The 24,597-nt window shown below is 62.7% G+C and carries 20 protein-coding genes, 1 pseudogene and 1 riboswitch; of the genes and pseudogenes, 12 read left to right on the forward strand and 9 right to left on the reverse strand.

Features of this window, described 5'->3' with window-relative positions:
• Positions 1-39 precede the first annotated feature (39 nt).
• Positions 40-1,827: a cation:proton antiporter gene (locus PI93_RS11145; protein ID WP_039368021.1), complete on the forward strand. Its 1,788-nt coding sequence runs from the start codon at positions 40-42 to the stop codon at positions 1,825-1,827.
• A gap of 111 nt (positions 1,828-1,938) precedes the next feature.
• Here PI93_RS11145 and PI93_RS11150 read toward each other — a convergent pair whose 3' ends face one another.
• The 3 genes from PI93_RS11150 to PI93_RS11160 all read right to left on the reverse strand — a co-directional run bounded on the left by PI93_RS11150 (position 1,939) and on the right by PI93_RS11160 (position 4,086).
• The gene (locus PI93_RS11150) at positions 1,939-2,505 is read right to left on the reverse strand and encodes a PaaI family thioesterase (RefSeq protein WP_039368018.1); all 567 of its coding nucleotides are present in this window, start codon (positions 2,503-2,505) and stop codon (positions 1,939-1,941) included.
• Between the two features lie 152 nt (positions 2,506-2,657).
• Positions 2,658-3,389, reverse strand: coding sequence for a 3,4-dihydroxy-2-butanone-4-phosphate synthase (gene ribB / locus PI93_RS11155; RefSeq protein WP_080759095.1), 732 nt, complete (start codon positions 3,387-3,389; stop codon positions 2,658-2,660).
• A 97-nt stretch (positions 3,390-3,486) separates the two neighbouring features.
• A riboswitch (FMN riboswitch) is annotated at positions 3,487-3,666 on the reverse strand.
• A gap of 219 nt (positions 3,667-3,885) precedes the next feature.
• Positions 3,886-4,086, reverse strand: coding sequence for a heavy-metal-associated domain-containing protein (locus tag PI93_RS11160; RefSeq protein ID WP_039368017.1), 201 nt, complete (start codon positions 4,084-4,086; stop codon positions 3,886-3,888).
• A gap of 270 nt (positions 4,087-4,356) precedes the next feature.
• On the opposite strand from PI93_RS11160, the gene PI93_RS11165 reads away from it, so the two are divergent.
• The 5 genes and pseudogenes from PI93_RS11165 to PI93_RS11185 all read left to right on the forward strand — a co-directional run bounded on the left by PI93_RS11165 (position 4,357) and on the right by PI93_RS11185 (position 11,705).
• Entirely contained in the window at positions 4,357-6,870 is a 2,514-nt protein-coding gene (locus PI93_RS11165) for a heavy metal translocating P-type ATPase (protein ID WP_039368014.1), read from the forward strand.
• A gap of 187 nt (positions 6,871-7,057) precedes the next feature.
• A complete protein-coding gene (locus PI93_RS11170) occupies positions 7,058-7,864 on the forward strand; it encodes an endonuclease/exonuclease/phosphatase family protein (RefSeq protein ID WP_080759099.1) in 807 nt (268 codons plus the stop codon).
• Between the two features lie 7 nt (positions 7,865-7,871).
• Positions 7,872-8,252 (forward strand): annotated as a pseudogene (cueR, locus tag PI93_RS11175) (Cu(I)-responsive transcriptional regulator); the annotation flags it as partial.
• A 489-nt stretch (positions 8,253-8,741) separates the two neighbouring features.
• On the forward strand, positions 8,742-8,882 hold the full coding sequence (locus tag PI93_RS11180) for a DUF3563 family protein (RefSeq protein ID WP_072617503.1): 141 nt from the start codon (positions 8,742-8,744) through the stop codon (positions 8,880-8,882).
• 648 nt (positions 8,883-9,530) lie between these two features.
• Positions 9,531-11,705, forward strand: coding sequence for a TonB-dependent receptor (locus tag PI93_RS11185; RefSeq protein ID WP_052240520.1), 2,175 nt, complete (start codon positions 9,531-9,533; stop codon positions 11,703-11,705).
• A gap of 103 nt (positions 11,706-11,808) precedes the next feature.
• Here the strand turns inward: PI93_RS11185 and PI93_RS11190 are convergent, their stop codons facing one another.
• The 4 genes from PI93_RS11190 to PI93_RS11205 form a co-directional block, all read right to left on the reverse strand.
• The gene (locus PI93_RS11190) at positions 11,809-12,273 is read right to left on the reverse strand and encodes a DUF995 domain-containing protein (RefSeq protein ID WP_039368011.1); all 465 of its coding nucleotides are present in this window, start codon (positions 12,271-12,273) and stop codon (positions 11,809-11,811) included.
• Positions 12,274-12,489: 216 nt separating this feature from the next.
• Entirely contained in the window at positions 12,490-13,155 is a 666-nt protein-coding gene (locus PI93_RS11195; protein ID WP_039368009.1) for a DUF799 domain-containing protein, read from the reverse strand.
• Positions 13,152-13,523: a DUF4810 domain-containing protein gene (locus PI93_RS11200; RefSeq protein ID WP_039368007.1), complete on the reverse strand. Its 372-nt coding sequence runs from the start codon at positions 13,521-13,523 to the stop codon at positions 13,152-13,154. The genes PI93_RS11195 and PI93_RS11200 overlap by 4 nt, the downstream gene beginning before the upstream one ends.
• 130 nt (positions 13,524-13,653) lie before the next feature.
• Positions 13,654-14,295: a CsgG/HfaB family protein gene (locus PI93_RS11205; RefSeq protein ID WP_052240526.1), complete on the reverse strand. Its 642-nt coding sequence runs from the start codon at positions 14,293-14,295 to the stop codon at positions 13,654-13,656.
• Between the two features lie 294 nt (positions 14,296-14,589).
• Here PI93_RS11205 and PI93_RS11210 point away from each other — a divergent pair, with 294 nt between their 5' ends.
• Positions 14,590-15,066, forward strand: a complete 477-nt coding sequence (locus PI93_RS11210; RefSeq protein WP_039368004.1) for a nuclear transport factor 2 family protein — start codon at positions 14,590-14,592, stop codon at positions 15,064-15,066.
• A gap of 71 nt (positions 15,067-15,137) precedes the next feature.
• Here PI93_RS11210 and PI93_RS11215 read toward each other — a convergent pair whose 3' ends face one another.
• On the reverse strand, positions 15,138-16,448 hold the full coding sequence (locus tag PI93_RS11215; protein WP_039368001.1) for an Nramp family divalent metal transporter: 1,311 nt from the start codon (positions 16,446-16,448) through the stop codon (positions 15,138-15,140).
• Between the two features lie 148 nt (positions 16,449-16,596).
• On the opposite strand from PI93_RS11215, the gene PI93_RS11220 reads away from it, so the two are divergent.
• The 5 genes from PI93_RS11220 to PI93_RS11240 all read left to right on the forward strand — a co-directional run bounded on the left by PI93_RS11220 (position 16,597) and on the right by PI93_RS11240 (position 23,122).
• On the forward strand, positions 16,597-17,493 hold the full coding sequence (locus tag PI93_RS11220) for a hypothetical protein (protein ID WP_052240519.1): 897 nt from the start codon (positions 16,597-16,599) through the stop codon (positions 17,491-17,493).
• Positions 17,423-19,030, forward strand: coding sequence for a Y-family DNA polymerase (locus tag PI93_RS11225; protein WP_039367998.1), 1,608 nt, complete (start codon positions 17,423-17,425; stop codon positions 19,028-19,030). Before PI93_RS11220 ends, PI93_RS11225 begins: the two co-directional genes overlap by 71 nt.
• Before the next feature lie 20 nt (positions 19,031-19,050).
• Positions 19,051-22,338, forward strand: a complete 3,288-nt coding sequence (locus PI93_RS11230; RefSeq protein WP_080759092.1) for an error-prone DNA polymerase — start codon at positions 19,051-19,053, stop codon at positions 22,336-22,338.
• A 187-nt stretch (positions 22,339-22,525) separates the two neighbouring features.
• Positions 22,526-22,747 carry a type II toxin-antitoxin system RelE/ParE family toxin gene (locus PI93_RS11235; RefSeq protein WP_306439126.1) on the forward strand — a complete coding sequence of 74 codons (222 nt, stop codon included), beginning with the start codon at positions 22,526-22,528 and terminating at the stop codon, positions 22,745-22,747.
• Between the two features lie 63 nt (positions 22,748-22,810).
• The gene (locus PI93_RS11240; protein ID WP_039367990.1) at positions 22,811-23,122 is read left to right on the forward strand and encodes a HigA family addiction module antitoxin; all 312 of its coding nucleotides are present in this window, start codon (positions 22,811-22,813) and stop codon (positions 23,120-23,122) included.
• Between the two features lie 58 nt (positions 23,123-23,180).
• On the opposite strand, the gene PI93_RS11245 is transcribed toward PI93_RS11240, so the two are convergent.
• Positions 23,181-24,551, reverse strand: a complete 1,371-nt coding sequence (locus PI93_RS11245; protein ID WP_039367988.1) for a nucleobase:cation symporter-2 family protein — start codon at positions 24,549-24,551, stop codon at positions 23,181-23,183.
• Between the last annotated feature and the right edge of the window lie 46 nt (positions 24,552-24,597).

Consider the following 24,597-nt stretch of genomic DNA (forward strand, 5'->3'; position numbering starts at 1 on the left):
AGCAATATCGGCGCAAACGCCGCGGGGAGAACGTATCGGATGCATCACGCCATCGACTTCATTCAGGATCTGGCCGTCATCATGCTGCTGGCAGGCATCGTGACGGTCATCTTCAACCGGTTCCGGCAGCCGGTCGTACTCGGCTATATCGTGGCGGGTGTGATCATCGGCCCGTACACACCGCCGTTCGCATTGATACATGACGAGAAGACCATCGGCATTCTGGCCGAGCTTGGTGTTGTGTTCCTGATGTTCTCGCTGGGGCTTGAGTTCAGCCTGCGCAAGCTCGCGCGGGTGGGGGTGACCGCATTTGTGGCGGCGATCACCGAAATCGTGCTGATGCTCTGGCTGGGCTACGAGATCGGCCGCTTCTTCGGCTGGAAGGCGATGGACTCGATCTTCCTCGGTGCAATGCTCGCCGTTTCGTCGACCACCATCATCGTCAAGGCGCTCGACGAACTGGGGATGAAGCGCGAGCGATTCGCTCAGCTCATTTTCGGCGTGCTCATCGTCGAAGACGTGCTTGCCATCGGCATGATCGCGCTGCTCTCGGGCATTGCCATCAGCGGTTCGGTCGACGCCGGTGAGGCCACCTTTACGCTGGGCAAGCTGCTGCTGTTCATGGTGGTCTCGCTCGTGGTGGGCATTCTGCTCGTGCCGCGCATTCTCGCTTACGTGGCGAAGTTCAAGAGCGACGAGATGTTGCTGATCGTCGTGCTGGGGCTGTGCTTCGGCTTCTGCCTGCTGGTCATTCAGATGGGTTACAGCGTGGCGCTCGGCGCGTTCCTGATCGGCGCCATCATGGCCGAGGCGCGAGAGTTGCACACGATTGAGCGGCTCGTGGCGCCGCTGCGCGACATGTTCAGTGCCGTGTTCTTCGTCACCATTGGTCTGCTGCTCGACCCGCATGTCCTCGTCACCTACGTCTGGCCGATTCTGGTCATCACGTTGGCCGTCGTGATCGGCAAGATCGTGTCGTGCGGTCTGGGTGCGTATCTCTCGGGACAGGATGGTCGAACGTCGATGCGCGTCGGCATGGGGCTGTCGCAGATCGGCGAGTTCTCGTTCATCATCGCGTCGCTCGGGCTGTCGCTCAAGGTGACCAGCGACTTCCTCTATCCGATTGCCGTGGCTGTGTCGGTCATCACGACGCTGCTCACGCCGTATCTGATCAAGAGCGCCGATCCGGTCACCGGATGGCTCGGCCGCGCAATGCCGGGGCGCCTGTCCTATGTGCTCGGGCAGTACACCCAGTGGTTGCAGAGCATTCAGTTGACGGGGGACAGTGCGGCGCTTGTGACCATCGTGCGACGCATCGTGGTGAGCGTTGCGATCAACCTGGCGCTGGTCGTCACCATCTTCCTCGGTGGCGCGTTCTTCTATCGCCGGCTGGCCGACCTGATGTCGCCGTGGGTGCGTGACCCGAGCCTGCAAAGCGCCGTGGTGTGGGGCGGTGCGCTGGTGATCTCGCTGCCGTTCCTGATCGCGGTGTACCGAAAGCTCAAGTCGCTCTCGCTGTTGCTCGTGGAGTTGTCGGTGCCGCCGAGCCTGACCGGTCGGTACACCCTTCAGGTGCGCCGTGTGGTGGCCGAGATCCTGCCGATCGCCGCCATGGTCGGGGTGATTCTGCTGGTGGCGGCGCTCTCGGCAAGCATTCTGCCGTCGACGGAAATGATTGCGTTGATCGTGGCGGGTACCGTGGTGCTCGCGATCGTGATGCGAAGCTGGTTCGTGCGCATGCACGCCAAGCTGCAAATTGCCCTCAAGGAGACGCTCGAACATCAGCCCGATGGCGAGCAGCACGGCGGCGGTCCGTCGTCGCATTGATTGACGGCGCGCCCGCCGCGATGGGGCGTCGGGTGCTGGGCACACGCAACAAAAAGCCCGCCGGGGTCTCCTCCGGCGGGCTTTTTTATCGTTTGACGCTGTGACGCAGGCTTACGCCTTGCGTGGCGGGAAATCGAAGATCAGACACGTGGTCGTGGCGTGAGCGTAGAGCGTGCCGTCTGGCCCGATGATGCGGCCCTCTGCAATGCCGACCTGACGCCCGACCTGAATGATATTGCCCTCGGCACGCACGCACGGAACATCGCGCGTGAGGGCACGGACCATGTTTGTCTTGAGTTCCAGCGTGGTGTAGCTGCGTCCGGCGGGCAACGTGGAATGAATGGCGCAGGCGACGGCGGAATCCAGCAGGGTGGCGTACCAGCCGCCATGCACGGAGCCGAGTGGGTTGTAATACGGCAACGCGGGCCGGCCCTGAAAGACGGCGCGGCCGTTCGCGACCTCAATGGCCAGGAAGCCGAGCGTCTCGCTGATCGGCGGCATGGGCAGCTTGCCCTCGAACATGGCCTGAAAGATCTCCAGACCGCTCAGGCCGATCACGTCGGACGGCGTGGCAACGCCATAACGCAGCGGACCGTTGCGAGCGAGCCGTTCGCGCACGGCGGCTTCGTCGGCTTCCCATTGCGCCAGTACGCTGGCGGCATCCGATTGGGTATTCATGGTGTCTTCCTCGTAACTTTTATAATGCTAGCGATGTGGCCGATTATAGAAGTCGCCGCGTGCGCTGGGGGCATTCCGCGTTAGAGGGAAGTGTCGAGGCGAGGGCGCCGGTAGCCGTGACTTCTGTCACTGGCGACGCCCTCGTCGCCGACTCAGGCGGCTTGCGCGTGGCTGAGACGGTAGTTGGCCAACTCGTCGATGGTCAGGATCGGCAGGCCGTGCTGCCCGGCAAAGCGTTCGATGTCCGCGCCACGCGTCATCGTGCCGTCCGGGTTCATCAACTCGCACAGCACGGCGGCGGGCTTCAGGCCGGCGAGCATTGCCAGATCGACCGAGCCTTCCGTATGACCGCGGCGCGTGAGCACGCCGCCCGGTTGCGCGCGCAACGGGAAGACGTGGCCCGGACGGGACAGGTCGGAGGGCTGTGCATCGTCGGCAATCGCGGCGCGGATCGTGGTCACGCGATCGGCCGCCGAGACGCCCGTGCTCACGCCCTGACGCGCTTCGATCGTCACCGTGAACGCGGTGCCGTAACGGCTTTGGTTCTGCTCGACCATGGGCGGCAGATCGAGACGGCGCAGCGTTTCGTCGGGCAGGCACAGGCAGACGATACCGCTGCACTCACGGATCAGCATGGCCATGGTGGCCGGCGTGATTTTCTCGGCGGCGACGATCAGATCGGCCTCGTTTTCGCGGTCGAGATCGTCCATCAGAATGACCGGACGGCCTTCGCGCATGGCTTGCAGCGAGGCGGCCAGACGGACTTCGACCGGTGGCAGGTTCGTGAAAGCCGGGTAGGCGTGCAGATCGTCGGTCGTGCCAGCCACGTTGGCCGATGCGATGTCTTGCGGTGCAGCTTGGGTCGTGCGGGTGATAACGGACATGAAACGCTCCTCGCGTAAGTCAATCGGGCGAAAAACGTTTTCGGGGCATGCGAACGGACGTCACCATGGAACGGTATCCCATGGCACGCGGGTATCGACGCATCTTCTCTCATCCGGACTATGACCGTCGGCTCTGGCTTCGCACCAGATCTGCTGACCCTGCCGATGTCACGAAAGCGACGGTGGCAGGCGCTCGCGGGCTCATGACGCAAGCAGCTTGCGCTGCGTGGTGTCACATACCGCCGGTGGGGACTTTCACCCCGCCCTGAAGACGTGTATGCCGCACGCTCGGCGCCGCGAAGTCACTTATCGCGTGGCGTCTTTGCGTATTCGGCGAGAGAGAGCGTAGCACAAGGTGTTGCGAGTTTGCAGGGAAGACTGCGCGGCGCGCGTGGGATTGGGGATGGGGAGGGGAGGGTTTGTTGCAAGCGGGAGGCCGGATGCCGCAACGCCGTGTCAGGCGCGTGGCATCCGGGACGTCATGTGAGGAGGGCGTTCAGGCCGAGGTGCCCTTGACTGTGTAGCCGGCGTCGGTGATGGCGGCGCTGACTTCGGTCGGTGAAAGACGGCTTTCGACGTCGACGCGGCCAGCGCCCAGATCTACGTTGACCTTGGCTGCCGCATCGCGCTCGGTGATCGCCCGCGTGACGGCTTTGACGCAATGACCGCAGCTCATACCTTCGACTTGCACTTGCATGGGGAACTCCTTGAAAGAGGTTTCGGGGGCACTGATCAGATGAACCGATCATAGACCTTCCTACGGCAGGAAGCTCAAGCGCTTTTTCAGAGGATTCGTGAGACTGGTGAGAGGCTGCCCAAACCTGAGCGGTTCACGGCGCGCTATCGTGGGGGCAGACGAGGTTGTCATGGTGCGGACTTCGGCATATGGGCGCGAATCGCTTGACCTTCCTGTCATGGCAAGGTCTATCCTGTGACGCATGATGACACTCCTCCTGGAGATCCGGAAATGACTCAGAACTGGTCGGTCGGTATTGAAGGCATGACCTGCGCTTCGTGTGTAACGCGAGTCGAGAAGGCGTTGCGGCGTGCGCCGGGCGTTGCCAGCGCCAATGTGAATCTCGCGACCGGAACGGCGGCCGTGGAGGCCGCACCCGACGTGACACCCCTCGCGTTGCTGGGTGCCGTCGAGACGGCTGTCAGCGACGCGGGGTATCAAGTCTCGGAGCGGTCGTTCGAGTTGGCGATCGGCGGGATGACCTGTGCGTCATGCGCCGGGCGTGTGGAAAAAGCGCTTCGAAACGTGCCGGGCGTCGTCGAAGCCAACGTCAATCTGGCGACGGAACGTGCTGCCGTGCGGGGCGTGCGTGGTGTTGTCGACGTCGCGGCCCTCACGGCTGCGGTTGAGAAGGCCGGGTATGAAGCGTCGCCGGTGACGGACCCCGCGCAGGCGGCGACCTCGCAGGAGGGCCCCGCGTGGTGGCCGGTGGCGGTGGCGGCGGTATTGTCCCTGCCGTTGCTGTTGCCGATGCTGTTGGCGCCGTTCGGCGTTCATCTGATGCCGCCGCCGTGGGTGCAATGGTTGCTCGCGACACCGGTGCAGTTCTGGCTGGGTGCCCGATTCTATCGGGCCGGGTACAAGGCGGTGCGCGCGGGCAGCGGCAATATGGATTTGCTGGTGGCCTTGGGCACATCGGCGGCCTATGGTCTGAGTCTGTACGAATGGTGGCGGGCTCCTGCGGACAGCATGCCGCATCTCTATTTCGAAGCGGCGGCGGTCGTCATTACGCTGGTGCTGCTTGGCAAGTGGCTCGAAGCGCGGGCGAAGCGTCGCACGGTGGAAGCAATTCGCGCACTCGCGGCCCTGCGTCCGGAGACGGCGCGGGTGCTGCGCGACCCGCTAGGCACGGCGAACGAGGTCACGGTGCCGCTGGCCCAGGTGAAGGTGGGCGATTGGGTTGTGGTGCGGGCCGGTGAGCGTGTGCCGGTCGACGGTGAGATTCGAGACGGCGCAAGCCAGCTCGATGAGTCGTTGCTGACTGGTGAGCCGTTGCCCATCGATAAAGCGGCTGGCGACAAGGTCGTCGGTGGCTCGATTAATGGGGCCGGGACCTTGCGCGTGGAAACAACGGCCGTGGGTGCCGATACAGCACTGGCCCGGATTATCCGGATGGTCGAGGATGCGCAGGCGGGCAAGGCGCCGATCCAACGTGCGGTCGACCGGGTGGCGGCAGTCTTTGTGCCGGTGGTCGTCTTCATTGCGATCGCTACGGTCGTCGGGGGCTTGGCACTCGGTATCGGCCTCGAGGCGGCATTGCTCAACGCGGTGGCGGTGCTGGTCATCGCTTGCCCCTGTGCGCTGGGACTGGCGACACCCGCCGCGATCATGGTCGGCACCGGGGCGGCGGCGCGGCAAGGCATTCTCATCAAGGATGCCGAGGCGCTGGAACTGGCGCACCGGATCAGCGTCGTTGCCTTCGATAAGACGGGGACGTTGACGGAAGGGAAACCGCGTCTGGTGGCCCATCTGCCGGCGCCGGGAACGAGTGCCGAGACCTTGTTGCGCTGGGCCGCTGCGGTGCAGTCGGGAAGTTCGCATCCGCTGGCGAAAGCGGTGACGACTGCCGCACAGGAGGCAGGACTGGGAGCGGCGGTACCGGTGGCATCCGAGATTGCGGCGTTGCCCGGCAGAGGCATGCGGGCGCATGTGGAAGACGCCGGCGATGTGGGCGAGCTGCGCGGTGTCCATCGTCTGCAACTGGGCAATGCGCGGTTGCTGGACGAATTGGGCGTTTCGCAGGGAGCGCTGGCTGACGAGGCTAAACGGCTGGCGGCTGAGGGGCGTACTGTCTCATGGCTGGTCGAGACCGGTGACGGGGAAACAAGTGCGGGGGCGGCGCGGCTGCTTGGGCTGCTGGCGTTCGGTGACACGCTCAAAGCGACGGCGAGGCCGGCCATCGAGCGGTTGCATGCGCTCGGCGTGCGCTGCGTGATGGTGACGGGAGACAACGCGGGCAGCGCCAAGGCCGTCGCCGATGCCTTGGGACTCGACGAAGTTCACGCAGACGTGCTGCCGGAGCACAAAGCGCAAGTCATTGCGCAACTCAAGCGCGATGGGGCGGTCGTAGCCATGGTGGGTGATGGCGTCAACGATGCACCGGCGCTTGCCGCCGCCGATGTCGGCATTGCGATGGGGTCCGGCACCGATGTCGCCATGCAGACGGCGGGCATCACGCTGATGCGGGGTGATCCGTTGCGCGTTGCCGATGCCATCGATGTTTCCCGCCGAACATGGTCAAAGATTCGTCAGAACCTGTTCTGGGCGTTCGCTTACAACGTGATCGGGATTCCGCTGGCGGCCTTCGGGCTGTTGAGCCCGGTGATCGCCGGGGCGGCGATGGCGCTCAGCAGCGTCAGTGTCGTGAGCAATGCGCTGCTGCTGCGCCGATGGCGGCCGGCGGCGCAAGAGGTCAACGCGAGCACTGCCAGTGGGGTTGGCGAGGCTCGTCGCGTCGGCGCCTGAGGGGAGTTTGACGGGCGGTTTGCCCCGGCATAAGGTGAACGGCGCATAATGAATCGATCAGGGGTGACACCGGGGCAGGGTTTGGCCGGTGTATCGCCCAGACTTCTATCTGGCTTGAAATTCGCCAAAAGCGGCATCATCTAGGTGATATCGTCTGTCTTTTGGCGCGGAGTCAATGCTGCCGAATATGAATAGTCTGCATATCGCGAGTTACAACATCCACAAGGGCTTTTCCGCATTCAACCGCTTGCGCGTTCACGAATTGCGCGCCGGATTGGAGGGGCTCGCGCCGGATCTCGTCTTTCTTCAGGAAGTGCAGGGCATGCACCAACGGCATGCGGTGCGTCACAGCAACTGGCCGATACAGCCACAACACGAGTTTCTGGCGCAGGGGATGTGGCACGATCACGCTTATGGGCGCAATGTCGTCTATGAACATGGGCATCACGGCAATGCGATTCTGAGCCGCTATCCGATCGTCAGGTCGGACAACCATGACATCACGACCTATAGTTTCGAGAAGCGCGGCATGCTTCATTGCGAGATTGCCGTGCCGGGCCTGAAGCAGCCGCTGCATTGTCTATGTGTGCATTTGTCGTTGGCAGGGCACGGCCGCCGCCGCCAGTTCGAGATGCTGACGGAGCGCGTTGCCGATGCCATTCCTGCCGATGCGCCGTTGATCATCGCCGGCGATTTCAACGATTGGAGCAATCAGGCAGATCGGCTGCTGGCGGAAAAGCTGGCGCTGACCGAGGTGTTTCAGAACAGTGTGGGGCGTCCTGCACGTAGTTTTCCGAGCGGATTGCCGCTTTTGCGACTTGACCGCATTTATGCACGCGGTTTTCATATCGAAGGGGCGCAAGTATTGCACGGGCGTCCCTGGTCACGGATTTCCGATCACGCGCCTATCAGCGCCCGGCTTGTGCTGTCGGATGACGACAAGTCAATGAACGGTTTCTCCACCCCGTCGTTCAACCCTCGTTCCCCCCAGTGAGGTAGTCATGAACATCGGACAAGCGGCACAGGCCAGCGGCGTGACGGCCAAGATGATCCGGTACTACGAAAGTATCGGCCTGATGCCTCCGAGCCCTCGCTCCGAGGCAGGTTACCGGCGATATGGGGAGCAGGATCTTCATCTGCTTCGTTTCATTCGCCAATCGAGACGATTGGGTTTCGGGATTGACCAGATCCGCCAATTGCTGGCGCTGTGGCAGGATCGTGGCCGTTCCAGTGCGCAGGTGAAGGCGCTTGCCCAATCTCATGTGGACGAACTCAATCAGCGTATTGGCGAACTGGTCGCCATGCGCGACACGCTCTCGCATCTCGCCATGCATTGCCACGGCGACGACCGCCCCGATTGTCCGATTCTGGAAGGCATTGCTGCCGCGGCGCTACCTGACAACGTCGCCACCAAAGCCGAGTGTTCCTCAAACGCGATGACGTCGTGTAGCCCAGCCCAGCAGGCCGCTGCCACAGCGGCTGCGGCGACCGAAGCCCCAGCCCCGGCGGGGAACGCGCTTGGCGAGGGCGAAGGGCAGCCCCGTCACATTCCTCAGGGATAAACCGCTACGGGACGCCGCGACTGGGCGTCCCAAACTTCATATGACGCGCCGCAATAGCGGCGCTTTTTTTATTTCCCGAATTTTGACAGACCCCTGCGGCAGTGCGTCGCAGCGCGGTGTTGTGGCGCGCCAACAATCATTTATCTTATTGATTTTCATGGAATTTATTTGGAATCGATTGCATTCGAAGCGAGTCTCTAGCAGATTTTTTGTGGTTTTCACATATAGGGGCTAACCCTTAACGGGAAAACCCTATATAATGCGAAGCACTGCTGCGATGCAGCACACTAAATGAACTGGAGAAACGTCATGTTTGCCGCCCTGTTTGAAGTCGTGAACACTTGGTTTGAAACTGCTGAACGTCGTCGTCGTGAAGCGTTCCTGGCTGAGTCGAAGGACATCATTGAACTGGAACAACGTATCCGCGCGCTCGAAACCGCCGGTTACTAAGCTGTCTGTAGGAAGTCCTTCCGGACGAACGGTCGTCGCTGGCGCAATCAGGCAAGTCGATCGTCACACCGGGCGATCCCCGTCATCGATGTGATGACGTGCGACGGCGCCCAACCGTCAGTTCGGATGCCAATTCCTGTCGTTCCCAGGATTGGCTCGCGTAAGCCCGCCACGTTGGCGGGCTTTGTCGTTTACGCGTCGAATCGGATGCCGTCTCTCGCGTCTCCTAACGAAACTGGCAGGTTGTCTCAACGGGCCAATGAACCTGCCGGACCGTTGCTCCGGAACGCGCATTGCACCTCAATTCCTCCACCGCATTCGCAGGTCTCCTCATTCATCATTGGTGCAAATGTTATTGATAATCATTTTTATTATCATTAAACTTTCGCCGAATTGAGGTGTCGCGCCAAGGGTGGCGGCTCTCTCGACGGTGCCGGCGTTGTCTGTCGTGCCTCTCCAACGGGGAGGGCGGCCATCGAGCGGTAGGTCTTCCCCTGTTCTGGCACGTCATCCCAGTTGCCGGAGCCCACCACAGCGAAGTTGTTCCTCATGCCGCTCGTCTCCCGTTTGTCGCGTACTACGCGTCTTCCACGTGCTCGCGTCGTTGTACCTGCCTCCACTACCCCACCCCGGTCAATACTGCGCCCGATGGTCGCCGCTTCCGCGCTGGCGTTTGGGACGTTCGTTTTCGGCACGGGGGCGCTGGCGCAGGGCGCACCGGCAGGCGGGGCGACCCAACCGGGAGCGACTGATACCCGGAACGACGTGGCGTTGCCGGCCGTGACGGTGCAGGGTGCTCGGGAGACGTCGCCGAACGAGGTACCGCCTGCGTATGTCGGTGGTCAGGTGGCGCGAGGGATGAGCTTTGGCGTGCTCGGCAATCAGAACAATCTGGATGTTCCCTTCAGCATGAGCGCATACACGTCGAAGATGATCGAAGACCAGCAGGCCCGCACGCTGGCGGACGTGCTGGATAACGATCCGTCGGTGCGGATGTCGCGCGGCTTCGGCAATTTCGCTCAGACGTTTGTCATCCGTGGTTTCACACTGGCCGGTGACGACATTTCTCTCAACGGTCTCTACGGCATCACCCCGCGACAACTCGTATCGACAGAAGCGCTCGAGCGTGTGGAGTTGTTCAAGGGGGCCAACGCGTTTCTTAACGGCGCTTCGCCGGGTGGCTCGTCCATTGGTGGCGGCGTGAACTTGCAACTCAAGCGAGCGGAAGACACGCCGCTTACCCGCGTGACCCTCGACAGTAGCGGTTCGGGGGAACTGGGCGCACATGTAGACGTTGGCCGTCGCTTTGGCAGCGAAGGACAGTTCGGTATTCGCGTGAACCAGGCCGTGCGTGATGGCGAAACGTCCGTCGAGCGCGAGCATCAGAATTCGAACACCACGGCCGTGGCCCTCGATTGGCGCGGCGACAAGTTACGCCTGTCGGCCGACTTCCTCTATCAGAAGGAGCACATTGGCAACGGCCGCGCGCTGTATAACTTTACGGGCAATGGGTTGCCGACGCCGCCCGCCGCAACGTCGAACTACGCACAGTCGTGGAGCTACACCACGTTGGAAGACAGTGTCGGTATTCTGCGCGCCGAGTACGATTTTCTGCCGAACTGGACGGCGTATGTCACTGGCGGCGTGCGTCACACGAACGAAAATGGCGAGTACTCGAACCCAACGTGGAAGGGCTCGCCGAGCACCATCACGGCCACGCGCCTGAACGCGCCGCATCAGGAAGACGCCCTGTCGGGTGAGATGGGCGTGCGCGGGCGCTTCACGACGGGGCCGGTGTCGCATTTCGTGACGGCCGGCGTGTCGGGCACGCGTCTGGACTCTCAGTCAGCATTCACATATGCGCCGGCGTTCTCGACGAGTTTCGTCAATCCACCGCAAGTTCCGTATCCGGCGGCCACATCGCGGGGCGGCAATCTGGACGATCCGCAGACGACGGCACTCACACTGCTGCGTAGCGTCTCGGCCTCGGACACGCTGGGCTTCTTCAACGACCGCGTGCTGGCCACGGTCGGGGTGCGTCACCAGTCGATCGGTGTGAACAACTACGGCTACACCGGCTTGCAGACGCTCGCCTACAACGACGCCATCACCACGCCGCTGTTCGGTCTCGTGATCAAGCCTTGGCAGAACGTCTCGTTGTTTGCGAACCGTAGCGAAGGGCTGGCCGCCGGTACCACGGCGCCGCAGGGCACGCTCAACTACGGTCAGTCGCTGCCGCCGTATCGCTCGAAGCAGATCGAATTCGGGGCGAAGTACGACACGGCGCGTTTGGGTGCGTCGATTGCGTTCTATCAGATCGAGAAGCCGTCGGCTTATACGAACGCGTCCAACGTCTATGTGGCCGACGGACTTGAGCGCCATCGCGGCATCGAAACATCGGTGTACGGAAGCCCGATCAAGGATGTGCGCCTGATCGCCGGCGTGTCCTACATCAACGGCGAGTTGCTCAATCAATCGAACGCGGCCACGAACGGCAATCGTCCGGTGGGCGTGCCGACGTTCCAGTACAACCTCGGCGCGGAGTACGACATTCCTTGGGTGCCGGGGCTGACGCTGAATGCACGCTGGATTCATACCGGCCGCGAGTCCGCGAACATTGCGAACACCGCATCGATTCCGGCATGGGACCGCTTCGATCTCGGCGCGCGTTACGCCACGCAGATTTACGGCAAGCCAACGACCTTGCGCGTAAGCGTGCTCAATGTGACGAACAAGGCGTATTGGTCGAGCGTGTCGTCGAGCAATTACCTCACACTGGGTGCACCGCGCACGGTGCTGCTGTCCATGACGACCGACTTCTGACTCGCCCCCTGACTGCCACACTGACGACGGAAAACGCAGTTGGCGCTCACGCCCCGAACCTGTTCGCAGGCCGGGGCGTTTTTTATTCACGAAGGATCGCCGCCTACTTTTCGATGGTGAATTCGGTCGCGATTGCGGCCCCGTTGGCGAGCGAGGTCACGCCATAGTACTTGTCACCGACCTTGAACATGAAGCGGCACCAGTTCTCGGTGAGTGCCCGCCATTCCATGTTGACGCAGTACGATCCATTGTCGTTGACCGACCAGGTGCCAGTGGCATGGGCGACTTGCACCAATCGTCCGCCCGATCCGAGATTGCCCTTGTTATCGCTGGTGGCATTGAGCGAGCCATTGGTCTCGTTGACCCATTTACGTGTACTGCCGTTGTTGATGATGTTGGTGACATGGGCGCCGGGCATCAGCGAACGCAAGTCGTCAACGCTGAGTTGCTGGCCGTTGGCGTCCTTGAGGTCGGACAGATGCATCGGGTCGGCATAAGCAAGCGACGACAGCGCGAGCAGACTGCTGGCGATGAAGGTGGGGAGAGGGGAAGTGAAGCGGGGAACCATGATGACTCCTGGACGTAGCCCGACTCACGTCGGACGCACACAGGTGTCGTCTGACGTTGTCGTCCCGCGCTCGGGGCACGGTGTAGCTATCGGTCCGGGTCTTGCGTCGTGATGCGTTACCACTATAGGTGACGTGCCGATGTCTGCACAGTCAGGGGCACCCCGGACAGGCGGCCGAACGGAGGGTGGCCTCGGTCCAGGGTGCGGGCACCTCTATCAGTCGGTGCCGTACTTCGGCGAGCGGGGGCCGTAGAGCAGGCCGTTGGCGCGTCCTGCCGAGAGCAGGCGTGCATTTGCCGTGCCTGCCACCGTATAGCCGGCGTTCGACACGCTATTGACGATCTGCTTGACGGCTGCCGTGATCAGCATGCCGATCAGACCACCGCCGCTGTTGTTGTTGCCTTCGTTGTTCGACGCGCTGGCCGAGCCGCTCCACAGCTTGGCACCGTTGCGAAGATCGATGAGGTCGGCCGAGACCGTCACCACCGTGGCGCTATCGAGCACCATGTACTTCGTGCCGTACTGCGAGATCTTGATGTAGAGCGCTGCGTCGGCACCGAAGATCTCGCGCAGCTTGGCCGGGCTGACCTGATGGATGTCACCGGCGACTGTCAGGCCGTTCTGACGGAACGACTCGTCGACCAACGTCACCGGCATCACGTAGTAGCCTGCCTCGCCCAGCGGTACCGTGACCTGCGACAGCACGCTGTAAGTGGCGTCGATGTCAGGCGACTCGTTCAGCGGCGGCAACACCAGAATCGACTTCGGTTTGCTTTCCTTGAAGGCGGTGTAGTCGTAAGGCTTTGCCTGGTGCACCGCGCAGCCCGTCATCACGGCGGCCAGTGCCGCTACCGTCATCCATTGACAGAGTCGCGCCATCATTGCTTGACCTCCGGAGTCTTGTTCTTGAGGAGAAAGTCGATGTAACCGGCCGATTCGGGGAACAGCTGCTTCTCGGTCTGGAATTCCTCGACCATCTTGTCGGACTTGCCGACCGAGGCGTAGAGCAGACCGAGGTGGGCGTGAAAGCCCGGGGGCGCGGCGTTGTTAGTGGACTTGATCTTCTCGAGATCGCGCTCGAGCGCGATGATCTGCGCTTCTTTCGATTCGCCCTTGAAGTATTCGTAGACTTGCGGCTGGTAGCTTTCCCAGTCGTACAGAGGCTTGGGCGGCGTGGCGCAGCCGGTGAGCAGTGCGCCGCCGATGACGGCCGCCACCGCGGCACGACCGGAGAGGAACTTGCGATTCATGGCGATAGATATCCTGACGGGCATGCCGCGGCGAGCACACGCACGCCTGCACTGACGTGCAAGTCTGAATGTGCCGCGCAGTCGTCGCGAGCGACGCACTGCGGCATGCTGCAAAAGTGAGTTGGCTGACTTACTTGCCGGGCTTCCAGGCACCGCTTTCGATGCCGGCGACCAGATTGTTGATGGCGTCGCGCATCGCGAGGTCAAGCACCTTGCCGTTGAGAGTCGAGTCGTAGCCGGCGGTGCCGCCGAAGCCGATCACTTCGCGATTCGACAGCGCGAACTCGCCGGCGCCCCCGCTCGAGTAGACGACTTCCGACGTGGCGATATCGACCACATTCAGGTTGACCTTGGCGTAGGCGATCTGCTCGCGACCACGGCCGAGAATGCCGAAGAGTTGTTTGTCGCCCACTTCCTTGCGGCCGAACTCGACAACGTCACCGGTGATCACGTAGTCGGCGCCCTTGAGCGTTTGCTGCGTCTTCTTGATATCGGCTTCCTGACGAATCTCGGCCATGTTGTCGCGGTCGAGCACGTTGAAGCGATTGGTTTGTTGCAGATGCGTGATCAGGATCGTCTTGGCCTGACTGCCGAGGCGGTCGACGTTATCGGAAAAAACCCCACGCATGTACGAGGAACGATTGTCGAACTTGCCGACAGCGATCGGCGTGCGTACCCCCACGTACGGACGGCTGGCACTTTCCACCTTGGCGACTTGCACGGTGCGCGAGCTTTCGGTGGCGCAACCACCAAGCGCGCCGACGGCGACCATGGCGGCGCTGAGCAGCGCAATGCTGGACTTGCTTTTCTGCACGGTGATACCCCTGTATGTGTTATTCCCGGGCAGGTGTTGCGTGGTGGTGCAGACTTGCCACGGGCATCTGATGTCTTACCGATGTGCTTCGTTTGACTGTTGTTGGTTTCGGTAAGGGGTCCGATCTTAGCATGCGTTTTTGCCCTGTTGATACGCTGTCAAACAACGCATACGCCTGCTGCGGTAAGCAGCAAGCGGCGCTTGGCGATACACTCGCACGGTGTTCCCCTCATGTTTTTGACAGGAGTTGTCATGGCCGACACTGACACCCGCCCGCCGTTTCCGCCCTTCACGCGTGAGACCGCAATTCAGAAGGTTCGCATGGCCGAAGACGGTTGGAATTCGCGCGATCCTGCGCGGGTTGCGTTGGCCTATACCGTCGACAGCCGCTGGCGCAATCGGGCTGAGTTTCCGCGTGGCCGCGACCAGATCGTCGAATTCCTGACGCGCAAATGGCAACGCGAACTCGACTATCGGTTGATCAAGGAGCTGTGGGCGTTTACCGAAAACCGAATTGCGGTGCGGTTCGCTTACGAGTGGCGAGACGACTCGGGCAACTGGTTCCGTTCGTATGGCAATGAGAACTGGGCGTTCGATGCGCAAGGCCTCATGGCCGAGCGTCATGCCAGCATCAACGACTCGCGCATTACCGAGAGCGAACGTCTGTTCCGCTGGCCGCAGGGGCGTCGCCCCGACGATCATCCGGGGCTGAGCGATCTCGGGTTGTAGGGCGGGCAAGACGGCAGCGGCGACGCGTTGCGTGTGCCGCGCGGCCCGCCGCTCATGTCAATCCCGTAGCTTCAACCCAATCCGAAGATCAACAGCAGGTTGGTCGCGGTAATGACGGTGAAGAGGCCCCATGCGAACACTTGCGTGGGACGCCCGATGGTGTCGCCGTTCATCACACGCGGGTCGCTGACCGAGCGGATGAGTGGCCACATGGCGAACGGTAGTTGCAGGCTGAGAAGCACCTGACTCCACACGAGCAACTTGCCGACGGCGCCGTCGCCCAGCCACAGCACGCCGATCAGCGCAGGCACGAGCGCCAGCCCTCGGGTAATCAGACGGCGCTGATAGCAGGGGATCTTCGTTTTCAGAAACCCATCCATGATGACTTGCCCGGCGATGGTCCCGGTGAGCGTCGAGCTTTGCCCGGAGGCGAGCAAGGCAATGCCGAACAGGAACGCCGCTGCACTGCCCGCAATTGGCGTGATGAGCTGATACGCCTGCTCGATATCGGTGACGTTGGTCTGGCCGCTGGCATGAAAGGCCGATCCGGCAAGAATCAGAATGGCCGCGTTCACCCCCATGGCGATGACCAGCGAGACCCAGGTGTCGATACGCACCAGCATGAGTGTGTCGCGCACGTCGCCGTGTTTTCCTCCGACCACGCGTCGTGTCTGAACGACGGAAGAATGCAGGTAGAGGTTGTGGGGCATGATCGTGGCGCCGACGATGCCCAGCGCCAGCACGATGGCATCGCGCCGGTCGTGGCTGGGCGCGCCGGGCACAAGGCCTGCCGCCACGGCGTGCCAGTCGGGCGGCACCATCGCCACCTGCGCCACGAAGCAGAATGCCATCGTACCGATCAACCCGAAGACGATAGCCTCGATCTGACGAAAGCCTTTGCCCTGCAAGCCGAGCACGATCATTGTGTCGAATGCGGTGAGCACGATGCCCCAGGCGATTGGCACACCCAGCAGCAATTTGAACGCGAGCGCACAGCCGAGGACTTCGGCGATATCACAGGCGATGATCGAGATCTCGGCGGTGATCCATTGCACGAGGCGTCCCGCACGGCCATAGCGGTCATAGCTTGCTTGCGCGAGGTCGCGCCCGGCGATCAGTCCCAGCCGGGCGGCAAGCATCTGCAGAAAGATGGCGGCGAGGCTCGACAGCGCGACAACCCAAAGCAGCGAGTACCCGAATTGCGACCCGGCCTGAATATCCGTCGCCCAGTTGCCGGGATCCATGTAACCGATCGCGACGAGCAGTCCGGGGCCGGCGAAGCGTTTGAGTTTGATCCAGCGCGATTCGCGCGCGTCGATAACGATGCTGCCTTTGACTTCAGAGGGGCAGAAGGGCGCAGTGGCGGTGGTCGGTAGCGGCATGGGGGAGGGAGTTCGTCCAATGACGTCAACGTTAGCCGGGCCGGCGTTGGCTCGCAAGCAGGATCATGACGTCAGACGCCGCATCGATCCCCTCGTAAATAGCGCATGAGCTGCTATACTGTATATCCATACAGTATTCGGGTGCGCGATGACCCTGCCGCTTTCCTCTTTGCCTGCCGGGCTGTGGCGTGCCAGCGAACTGGCGCGCTGCCAGCGTGCTGGCCATACCACGGGCTTTGCCGAGCTCGACGCCGAGTTGCCCGGCGCCGGGTGGCCGCATGGTGCGGTGACGGAATTGTTGAGCGAGCGTCCGGGCATCGGTGAATGGCGATTGCTGGCCCCGGCGCTGCGCGATCTCACACAGGCGGGCAAGCCGGTGATGGTGATCGCCCCGCCGATGCTGCCATATGCTCCGGCGCTGGCAGGCTGGGGGATCGACCTGCGCTGGCTCAGCGTCGTGATGCGCCCGCCCCGTCAGACGCGTCCGGCGGCGAGGGCGCGAGGTGAGCGGGGTGAGCGAGGTGGCCGAGGCGGGCGAGAGATCAGGACCGAGGATCGGGACATGCTCTGGTGTGCCGAACAAGCGCTCAAAAGCGCGTGCTGCGGCGCCGTGCTGACCTGGCTTCCCGCCGCGACGCCCGAGCAGATCCGGCGGCTTCAGGTCGCGGCCGGTGGCGGCGAGACGCTGGCCTGGGTGGTCCGCGGGCCCGCCGCCGTGGCAACGGCATCGGCGGCACCGCTGCGGTTGGGGCTGAGCGTGGGAGAGGGGAGCCGTCTCGGCGTGCAGTTTCACAAGCGTCGCGGGCCACCCCGTCTCGAGCCGCTCTGGCTAACGTTGCCTGCGCCCTATACGCGTGCACCGCAACCGGTGACGGGCATTGCCGACGATGAGCGGCCGATACCTGTCAGGCCCGATCCGGCCCCTTCGCTTGCACCGTCCACGGTGTCTTTGGTTTCTGCTTCCGGAGTCTCGCATGGCTTGCTGGATCGCCCTGCATCTGCCGTATCTGGCGCTCGAGATCGCCTCTCCGCTCACACGGGCTGACGCGTCGTCCGACCTGCCGGTCGACACGACGGTCGTGCTTGCACAGTCGCGCGTGTGGCAGGCGAGCGACGCGGCGCGGGCTGCCGGGGTACAACCCGGCATGCGCCGTGGTGGTGTGCTGGCGTTGTTGCCGCAAGCACGGTTTCACGATCGCGACGACGCGGCCGAGACCGTAGCGCTCGAAGCGTTAGCGCTGGCGTTGCTGCGCTTCGGTCCGGATGTCGCCATTGCCCCGCCGCAATGCGTGTTGATCGACGTGGCGCCGAGTCTGCGCCTGTTCGGCGGTCTGGCATCGTTGGCTGCGCAGGTGCTGGAGAGTGCCGAGGCGCTGGGACATCGTGCGTCGCTGGGCGTTGCCGCGACGGCCAGCGCAGCGGTGCTGCTCGCACTGGCTGGCGAACGGGACATGCCAGCGCTGCCGGGACGGATGCCGATTTCGACACCGACACCGACACCGATATCGATATCGATATCGATATCGATATCGATTCCAACGCCGGCCGATCTCCCGCAGCAACTCGATTCGCTTTCGGTAACGTTCCTGACCGAGGCACAGCCGTGGCTCGATTGGCTGGCACAAATTGGCTGCGCGACGCTGGGCGAATTGCGTGCGTTACCTACGGCGGGGCTGCGACGCCGCTGTGGCGCCGATTTGCCTGCCGCGCTTTCCCGGGCCTATGGCGAAGCGCCGGAGTCGCCGAACTGGTATCGCGCACCGCCCCACTTCGAGGCAGTGTTGCCACTGCCCTCGCTCACCTATGACATCGACGTGCTGCTCTTCGGTCTGCGCCGTCTGCTGGCACAACTCACCGGGTGGTTGTCTGCCGGACATCTGGCCACGCGCGCGCTCACGTTGGTGCTCGAGCACGAGCCGCTCGGGCGGCAAACGCTGGCGCCGACGCGTTTCGATATCCGCCTCGCCGAAGCGAGTGCCGCGCCGGCGCACTTGTTGTCATTGTGCAAGGAGCGGCTCGCCCGCTCGCCGTTGGTCGCTCCGGTGCTGACCTTGCGGCTCGACATCACGCAAACGGCTCCGCACGTTGCGCAAAGTGGCTCGTTGCTGCCCGAGGCGGGACGCGCCCGGCAGGATTTTGTGCAACTGATGGAGCGTGTGGCGGCACGTCTGGGCGACGAGCATGTGCGGCGTTTGCAGGTGCGTAGCGATCACCGGCCCGAGGCGGCATTCGTCAGTGTGCCGCACGGCGCGTCAGGGCTTGCGAGACCGAACGCCGATGGCAAGACGTCCGGTACGAGCCGTCATCTGCCGGATGGCGAGCGGCCGTTGCCGCCGCGCCCGGCATGGCTGCTCGATGCGCCGCAGCGGCTGAGTGTGCAGCAGGAGCGTCCGTGGCGGCACGGGCCGTTGCAACTGGTGAGCGGCCCGGAGCGCATCGAAGCGGGCTGGTGGGAGCCGGGCACCGTGACACGCGACTACTTCATTGCGGCCGATACCCAGGGGGCATTGCTGTGGGTGTTTCGTGAGCGTCCTGTGAAAGGGGCGGATGCCGCCTGGTATTTGCATGGCCTGTTCGGCTGAGTCTACGGGTTCCCAGTCTTATGAATGTCGACGATTTCCTGCCATGGCAAGGCCCGACCGAAGGGTTGGCCGCCAACGACGAGAGTATCGAACCGGCGGACCCGCGCGCAGCCGACGACGGCAGCCTGCCGGCCTATGCCGAACTGCACTGTCTGTCGAATTTCTCGTTTCAGCGCGGGGCGTCGCACCCGGAGGAGCTGATCGCGCGCGCGGCGCATCTGGGTTACACCGCGCTGGCGATAACCGACGAGTGTTCGTTGGCCGGCGTGGTTCGCGCACTGGCCGAAGGGGTCAAGCATCGCTCAGTGTCGTTGATCGTGGGCAGTGAGTTTCGTCTGACGCCGCAGAGCGAATCCGACATGCTTGGCACCGTGCATCTGGTCGCACTGGCGCAGCATCGCGAAGGCTACGGCAATCTCTCCGAGATGATTACGCTCGGTCGCATGCGCGGTCCGAAGCGTAGTTATCGTCTGCATGCACAGGACTTCAGCGCACCGTCGGGCGAGCAGGCGCACCTGCGGGGACTGCCGGGGTGTCTGATGATTCTGGTGCCGGACGCCGACGCGAGTCACGAGTGCACCCTCGCGCAAACCCGCTGGGCCGCGCAAACCTTTGGCGAAGGACGTGTGTGGCTGGCGCTGGAGCGCCGTCATCGTGCAGACGACGAAGCGCATCTGGCCCGTTTGCGTGCGATCTCTGCCGAGTGCGGCGTGCCACTCGTCGCCACCGGCCATGTCCTCATGCATGTGCGCTCGCGCAAGCCCTTGCAGGACACGCTGACCGCCATCGGTTTGGGCAAGCCGGTGCAGGCATGCGGGCTGGCGCTTGCCGCCAATGCCGAGCAGCATCTGCGCACGCGGCTGCGACTCGCGTGGCTTTATCCCCCCGATACGCTCGCGGAAACGGTGGCCATTGCCGCGCGATGCCATTTCGATTTGCGTAGCCTGCGTTACGAGTATCCGGAAGAGCTGGTGCCTGCGGGTCATACCCCGGTGACGTATCTGCAGCAGGAAGTCGAGGCGGGCGCGAAGCGACGCTATCCGAACGGGGTGCCACAAAAGGTGCGCAAGCTCATCGAGGACGAACTGGCGCTCATTCGGGAGCTGGAGTATGAGCCTTACTTCCTGACGGTTTACGACATCGTGAGTTTTGCTCGTAGCCAAGACATCCTGTGTCAGGGGCGAGGATCGGCAGCCAACTCGGCGGTGTGCTATTGCCTCGGTATCACCGCAGTGAATCCGGATGAGGCGCAAGTGCTGTTCGGACGTTTTCTGTCAAAGGAGCGTAAAGAGCCACCGGATATCGATGTGGACTTCGAGCATCAGAAACGCGAGATCGTCATCCAGTACATCTACGACAAGTACGGTAACGACCGGGCAGCGTTGGCGGCGACAGTCATCTGTTATCGCATGCGAAGTGCGGTGCGTGACATAGGTCGAGCACTTGGCATCGATCTGTCGATTGTTGAGCAGGTCGCACAGAGCCAGCAATGGTGGGATGGTCGTGACAATCTGCTCGCGCGTATGGCCGCACAAGGACTTTCTCCAGATGCCCCGACCACGCAGTTATGGGCTGATCTGGTCGCGCGGCTGATCGGCTTTCCACGGCATCTTTCGCAGCACGTCGGTGGTTTCGTTATTTCGCGCGACAGGCTCTCGCGGTTGGTGCCTATCGCTCCGGCTGCGATGGAGAAGCGTTACGTCATTCAATGGGACAAGGATGATATCGAGACACTTGAACTGCTCAAAGTCGACGTGCTCGCGCTTGGGATGCTCAGTGCGTTGCGTCGCACGCTCGATCTGCTTGGCGAGTGGCGCGGCGCACCGATGGAACTCGCCGACATTCCACGAGACGATCCGGCGACGTACGGGATGATTCGTCGTGCGGATACTGTAGGCGTTTTTCAGATCGAGTCGCGTGCGCAAATGAGTATGCTGCCGCGTCTGAAACCGGAAAAGTTCTACGACCTTGTCGTTCAGGTTGCGATCGTGCGGCCGGGACCGATTCAGGGCGGCATGGTGCATCCGTATTTGAAGCGACGAAAGATGAGGCAGGAGGACATCCCCTACCCGCGCGAGGAAATCAAGGAAGCGCTTGAGCGCACGCTCGGGGTGCCGATCTTTCAGGAGCAGGTGATGCAGATCGCGATGATCGCCGCCGACTTCACGCCGGGGGATGCCGATCAACTGCGTCGGTCGATGGCTGCATGGAAGCGCAAAGGCGGTCTCGAAAAATTCCAGACGCGCATCGTCGGCGGGATGCTGAAAAACGGCTATCCGCAGGCGTTCGCCGAGGCCATTTGCCGGCAGATCGAGGGGTTTGGCGAGTACGGCTTTCCCGAGAGTCATGCGGCGAGCTTTGCGTTGCTTGCCTATGCGAGTGCGTGGCTCAAGTGCCATGCGCCGGAGATGTTCCTGTGCGGGTTGCTCAACAGTTTGCCGATGGGGTTCTATACGGCATCGCAATTGGTGCAGGATGCGCGGCGCCATCGCGTCGAGGTACGCGCCATCGATGTTTGCGTGAGCGATGTGGAGTCGCGTCCCGAAGCGCGGATCGGACGGTATGGCAATGCACGCCGGCCGGCAGTGCGGTTGGGGCTATCGTTGGTCAGGGGCTTGTCCGACGATGGTGCGAAGGCCATCGAACGGGCGCGCCGGCAACGCCCGTTCACCGACATCGACGATCTGACGGCGCGGGCGGCATTGTCGCGACGGGATCTCGATGCGCTCGCCGCTGCCGATGCGCTCTCGGCATTGCTGGGCGGGCGGCGTCAGGCGCGCTGGACGGTCGCGGCATGGCAGCCGCCGACACCGCTGTTGGGGGCGACCGCGTTGCGCGACGCCGTGCCGGGCAGTCGCGATGAGCAGGTGTCATTGCCGCCGATGCCCGAGGGGCAGGACATCGTGGCCGACTACGCGAGCACCGGGCTGACGCTACGTCGTCACCCGTTGCTGCTGTTGCGGGAGAAGCTCACGAGGATGCGCGTACAAACGGCGAAGGAATTGCAGTCCGAGGGGGTGAACGGCCATCGGGTGCGCACGGCAGGCATCGTGACGGGACGGCAACGGCCGGGCACGGCCAATGGCACGGTCTTCGTGTCGCTGGAAGACGAGACCGGCGTCATCAACGTGATCGTCTGGCCCGATCTGGTCGAGACGCAGCGCAAGGAGTTGCTGGCGTCGTCCTTATTGGGGGTGGAAGGGGTCTGGCAACGCGAGGAGCGAGTGACCCATCTGGTCGCCCATCGCCTGGTCGATCTCTCGTCGTTGCTGGGCGAACTCGCGGTCTCGAGTCGGAACTTTCACTAAGAGGATTTCGATAGGATGGGGTGTCTTCGGTCCCCTGGCCGTGCGTAGCTCCCGTCTCTCTCAATTGACGTAACGGGCACTTCGCTTTAGTATTGGCGCCGTGCGTTAATAACGCGTTGCGTTATTAATCGTGATCGAAAATTTCAAATGCAGGGATACGGCGCAGTTGTTCGACGGATGCAGGGTGATGCGCTGGCGCGCAGTCGAACGGGTCGCCATGCGCAAGCTTCAGCAATTGCACGCGGCCGCGACACTCGGCTTCTTGCGCGCGCCACCGGGCAATCGGCTTGAAGCGCTCCGAGGCACGCGTCTGGGGCAGTACAGCATTCGGATCAACGATCAATGGCGTTTGTGCTTTCGCTTCGATGCGGGCAACGCCTCTGACGTTGAGATCGTGGACTACCACTGATCGGGTGTTTGGGCGCGTTCCGATATGTCTGCTGATTCTGCTAACGATCGACGGAGGACAGTCATGACCCGACAAGTACCGCTCGCAACCCCCGGCGAGATTCTCGCGCAGGAGTGGCTGGGCCCGATGGGAATTTCTCAATACGCGTTGGCGAAAGCCATCGAGGTGCCGCCCCGCCGCATCAACGAAATCGTACTCGGCAAGCGCGCGATCACCGTCGATACGGCTTTGCGTCTTGGCGCGTTCTTCGGTGTCGATGCGCAAAGCTGGCTCAACCTGCAAAATCAATACGATGCAGAAATCGCGCGTGCCAATATGGTCGACGTGTTGCGCGAGATCAAGCGTCGCGCGCGGGACATTCTCTCGGTGGCGTGATGGCCGGGGCATAGCACGGCGGCCGGACCCATGCCCTGGCCGCCATGCCGCCGCGGCATCAGTGCGCGGCGTCGGCCTGCTTGCCGGCCTCCTGTGCCAGCGCGCTGGCTTCTTCCTCGCTTCGCAAACCGTTGAAGTGGGCGTTGAGCAGCACCGCGCTGATCGACGCGAGCAGAATCCCGCTGTGGAAGAACGGCGCAAGGGCGTGCGGCAGCTTCATGAAGAACTTGTCCGAGGCCACCGGAATCATCCCTACCCCAATGCTGATCGCAATGATGTACAGGTTGTAGCGATTCTTCGAGAGATCCACCGTCGAGAGAATCTTCACCCCCGTGGCCGTCACCATACCGAACATCACGATGCCGGCGCCCCCGAGCACGAACTGCGGCACCGATGCCACCACGTGCGCGACCTTGGGGAACATGCCAAGCACAATCAGAATCAGGCCACCCATCGCGCACACCCAGCGGCTTTTCACGCCGGTCACACCGACCAGCCCCACGTTCTGCGAGAACGAGGTGTAGGGGAACGTGTTGAAAATGCCACCGATCACCGTACCCAGTCCGTCGACGCGCAACCCCCGCACCAGCGTCTTCTGATCGACCGGACGCCCGACGATGTCGCCCACCGCGAGGAACATACCGGTCGATTCGATGAACGTCACGAGCATGACCAGCGTCATCGTCGCTATGGCGATCGGATCGAAGCGCGGCACGCCGAAATGGAACGGCATGACGAAGCCGAACCACGCTGCCTCGGACACGCCCGCAAACGACACTTTGCCCAGTGCAATCGCCACGATCGTGCCGAAAAGAATGCCCAGCAGTACCGCGATGTTGGAGAAGAAGCCGCGCACGTACTTGGTGATGAACAGAATGCAAAGCAGTACCGCGAACGACACCCCCAGATAGAGCGGGTTGCCGTAGTCGGGATTGCCGAAGCCGCCCGCCGCCCAGTTGATGCCCACGCCCATGAGCGAGATGCCGATCACCGTGATGACGGTGCCCGTGACCACCGGCGGGAAGAGCCGTAACAGCTTCCCGATGAATGGTGCGATCAGAATGCCGATGATGCCGGCCGCGATGGTCGCGCCATAGATGTCGAGCAGTCCGAGATCCGGATTCGTGCCGATGGCGATCATCGGTGTGACGGCGGTGAAGGTGACCCCCATCATGATCGGCAGACGCAAGCCGAAGATCCAGAGGCCGAGCGTCTGGATCAAGGTCGCGATCCCGCAGGCGAAGAGATCCGCGTTGATCAGGAAGGCGATCTGATCGACCGACATCTTGAGTGCGCCGCCGACGATCAGCGGCACCGCCACCGCCCCCGCATACATCACCAGCACGTGTTGCAATCCCAGCGTGAACAACTTGGGGAGCGGCAGGCGCTCGTCGACCGGATGCACCGGCACAGCAGCAGATTGCGTCATGTCTTCTCCTGATCCAACGGTACGATTTGATTTACATGGCGAAGCT

Source organism: Pandoraea fibrosis (assembly GCF_000807775.2).
Lineage (GTDB): Bacteria > Pseudomonadota > Gammaproteobacteria > Burkholderiales > Burkholderiaceae > Pandoraea > Pandoraea fibrosis.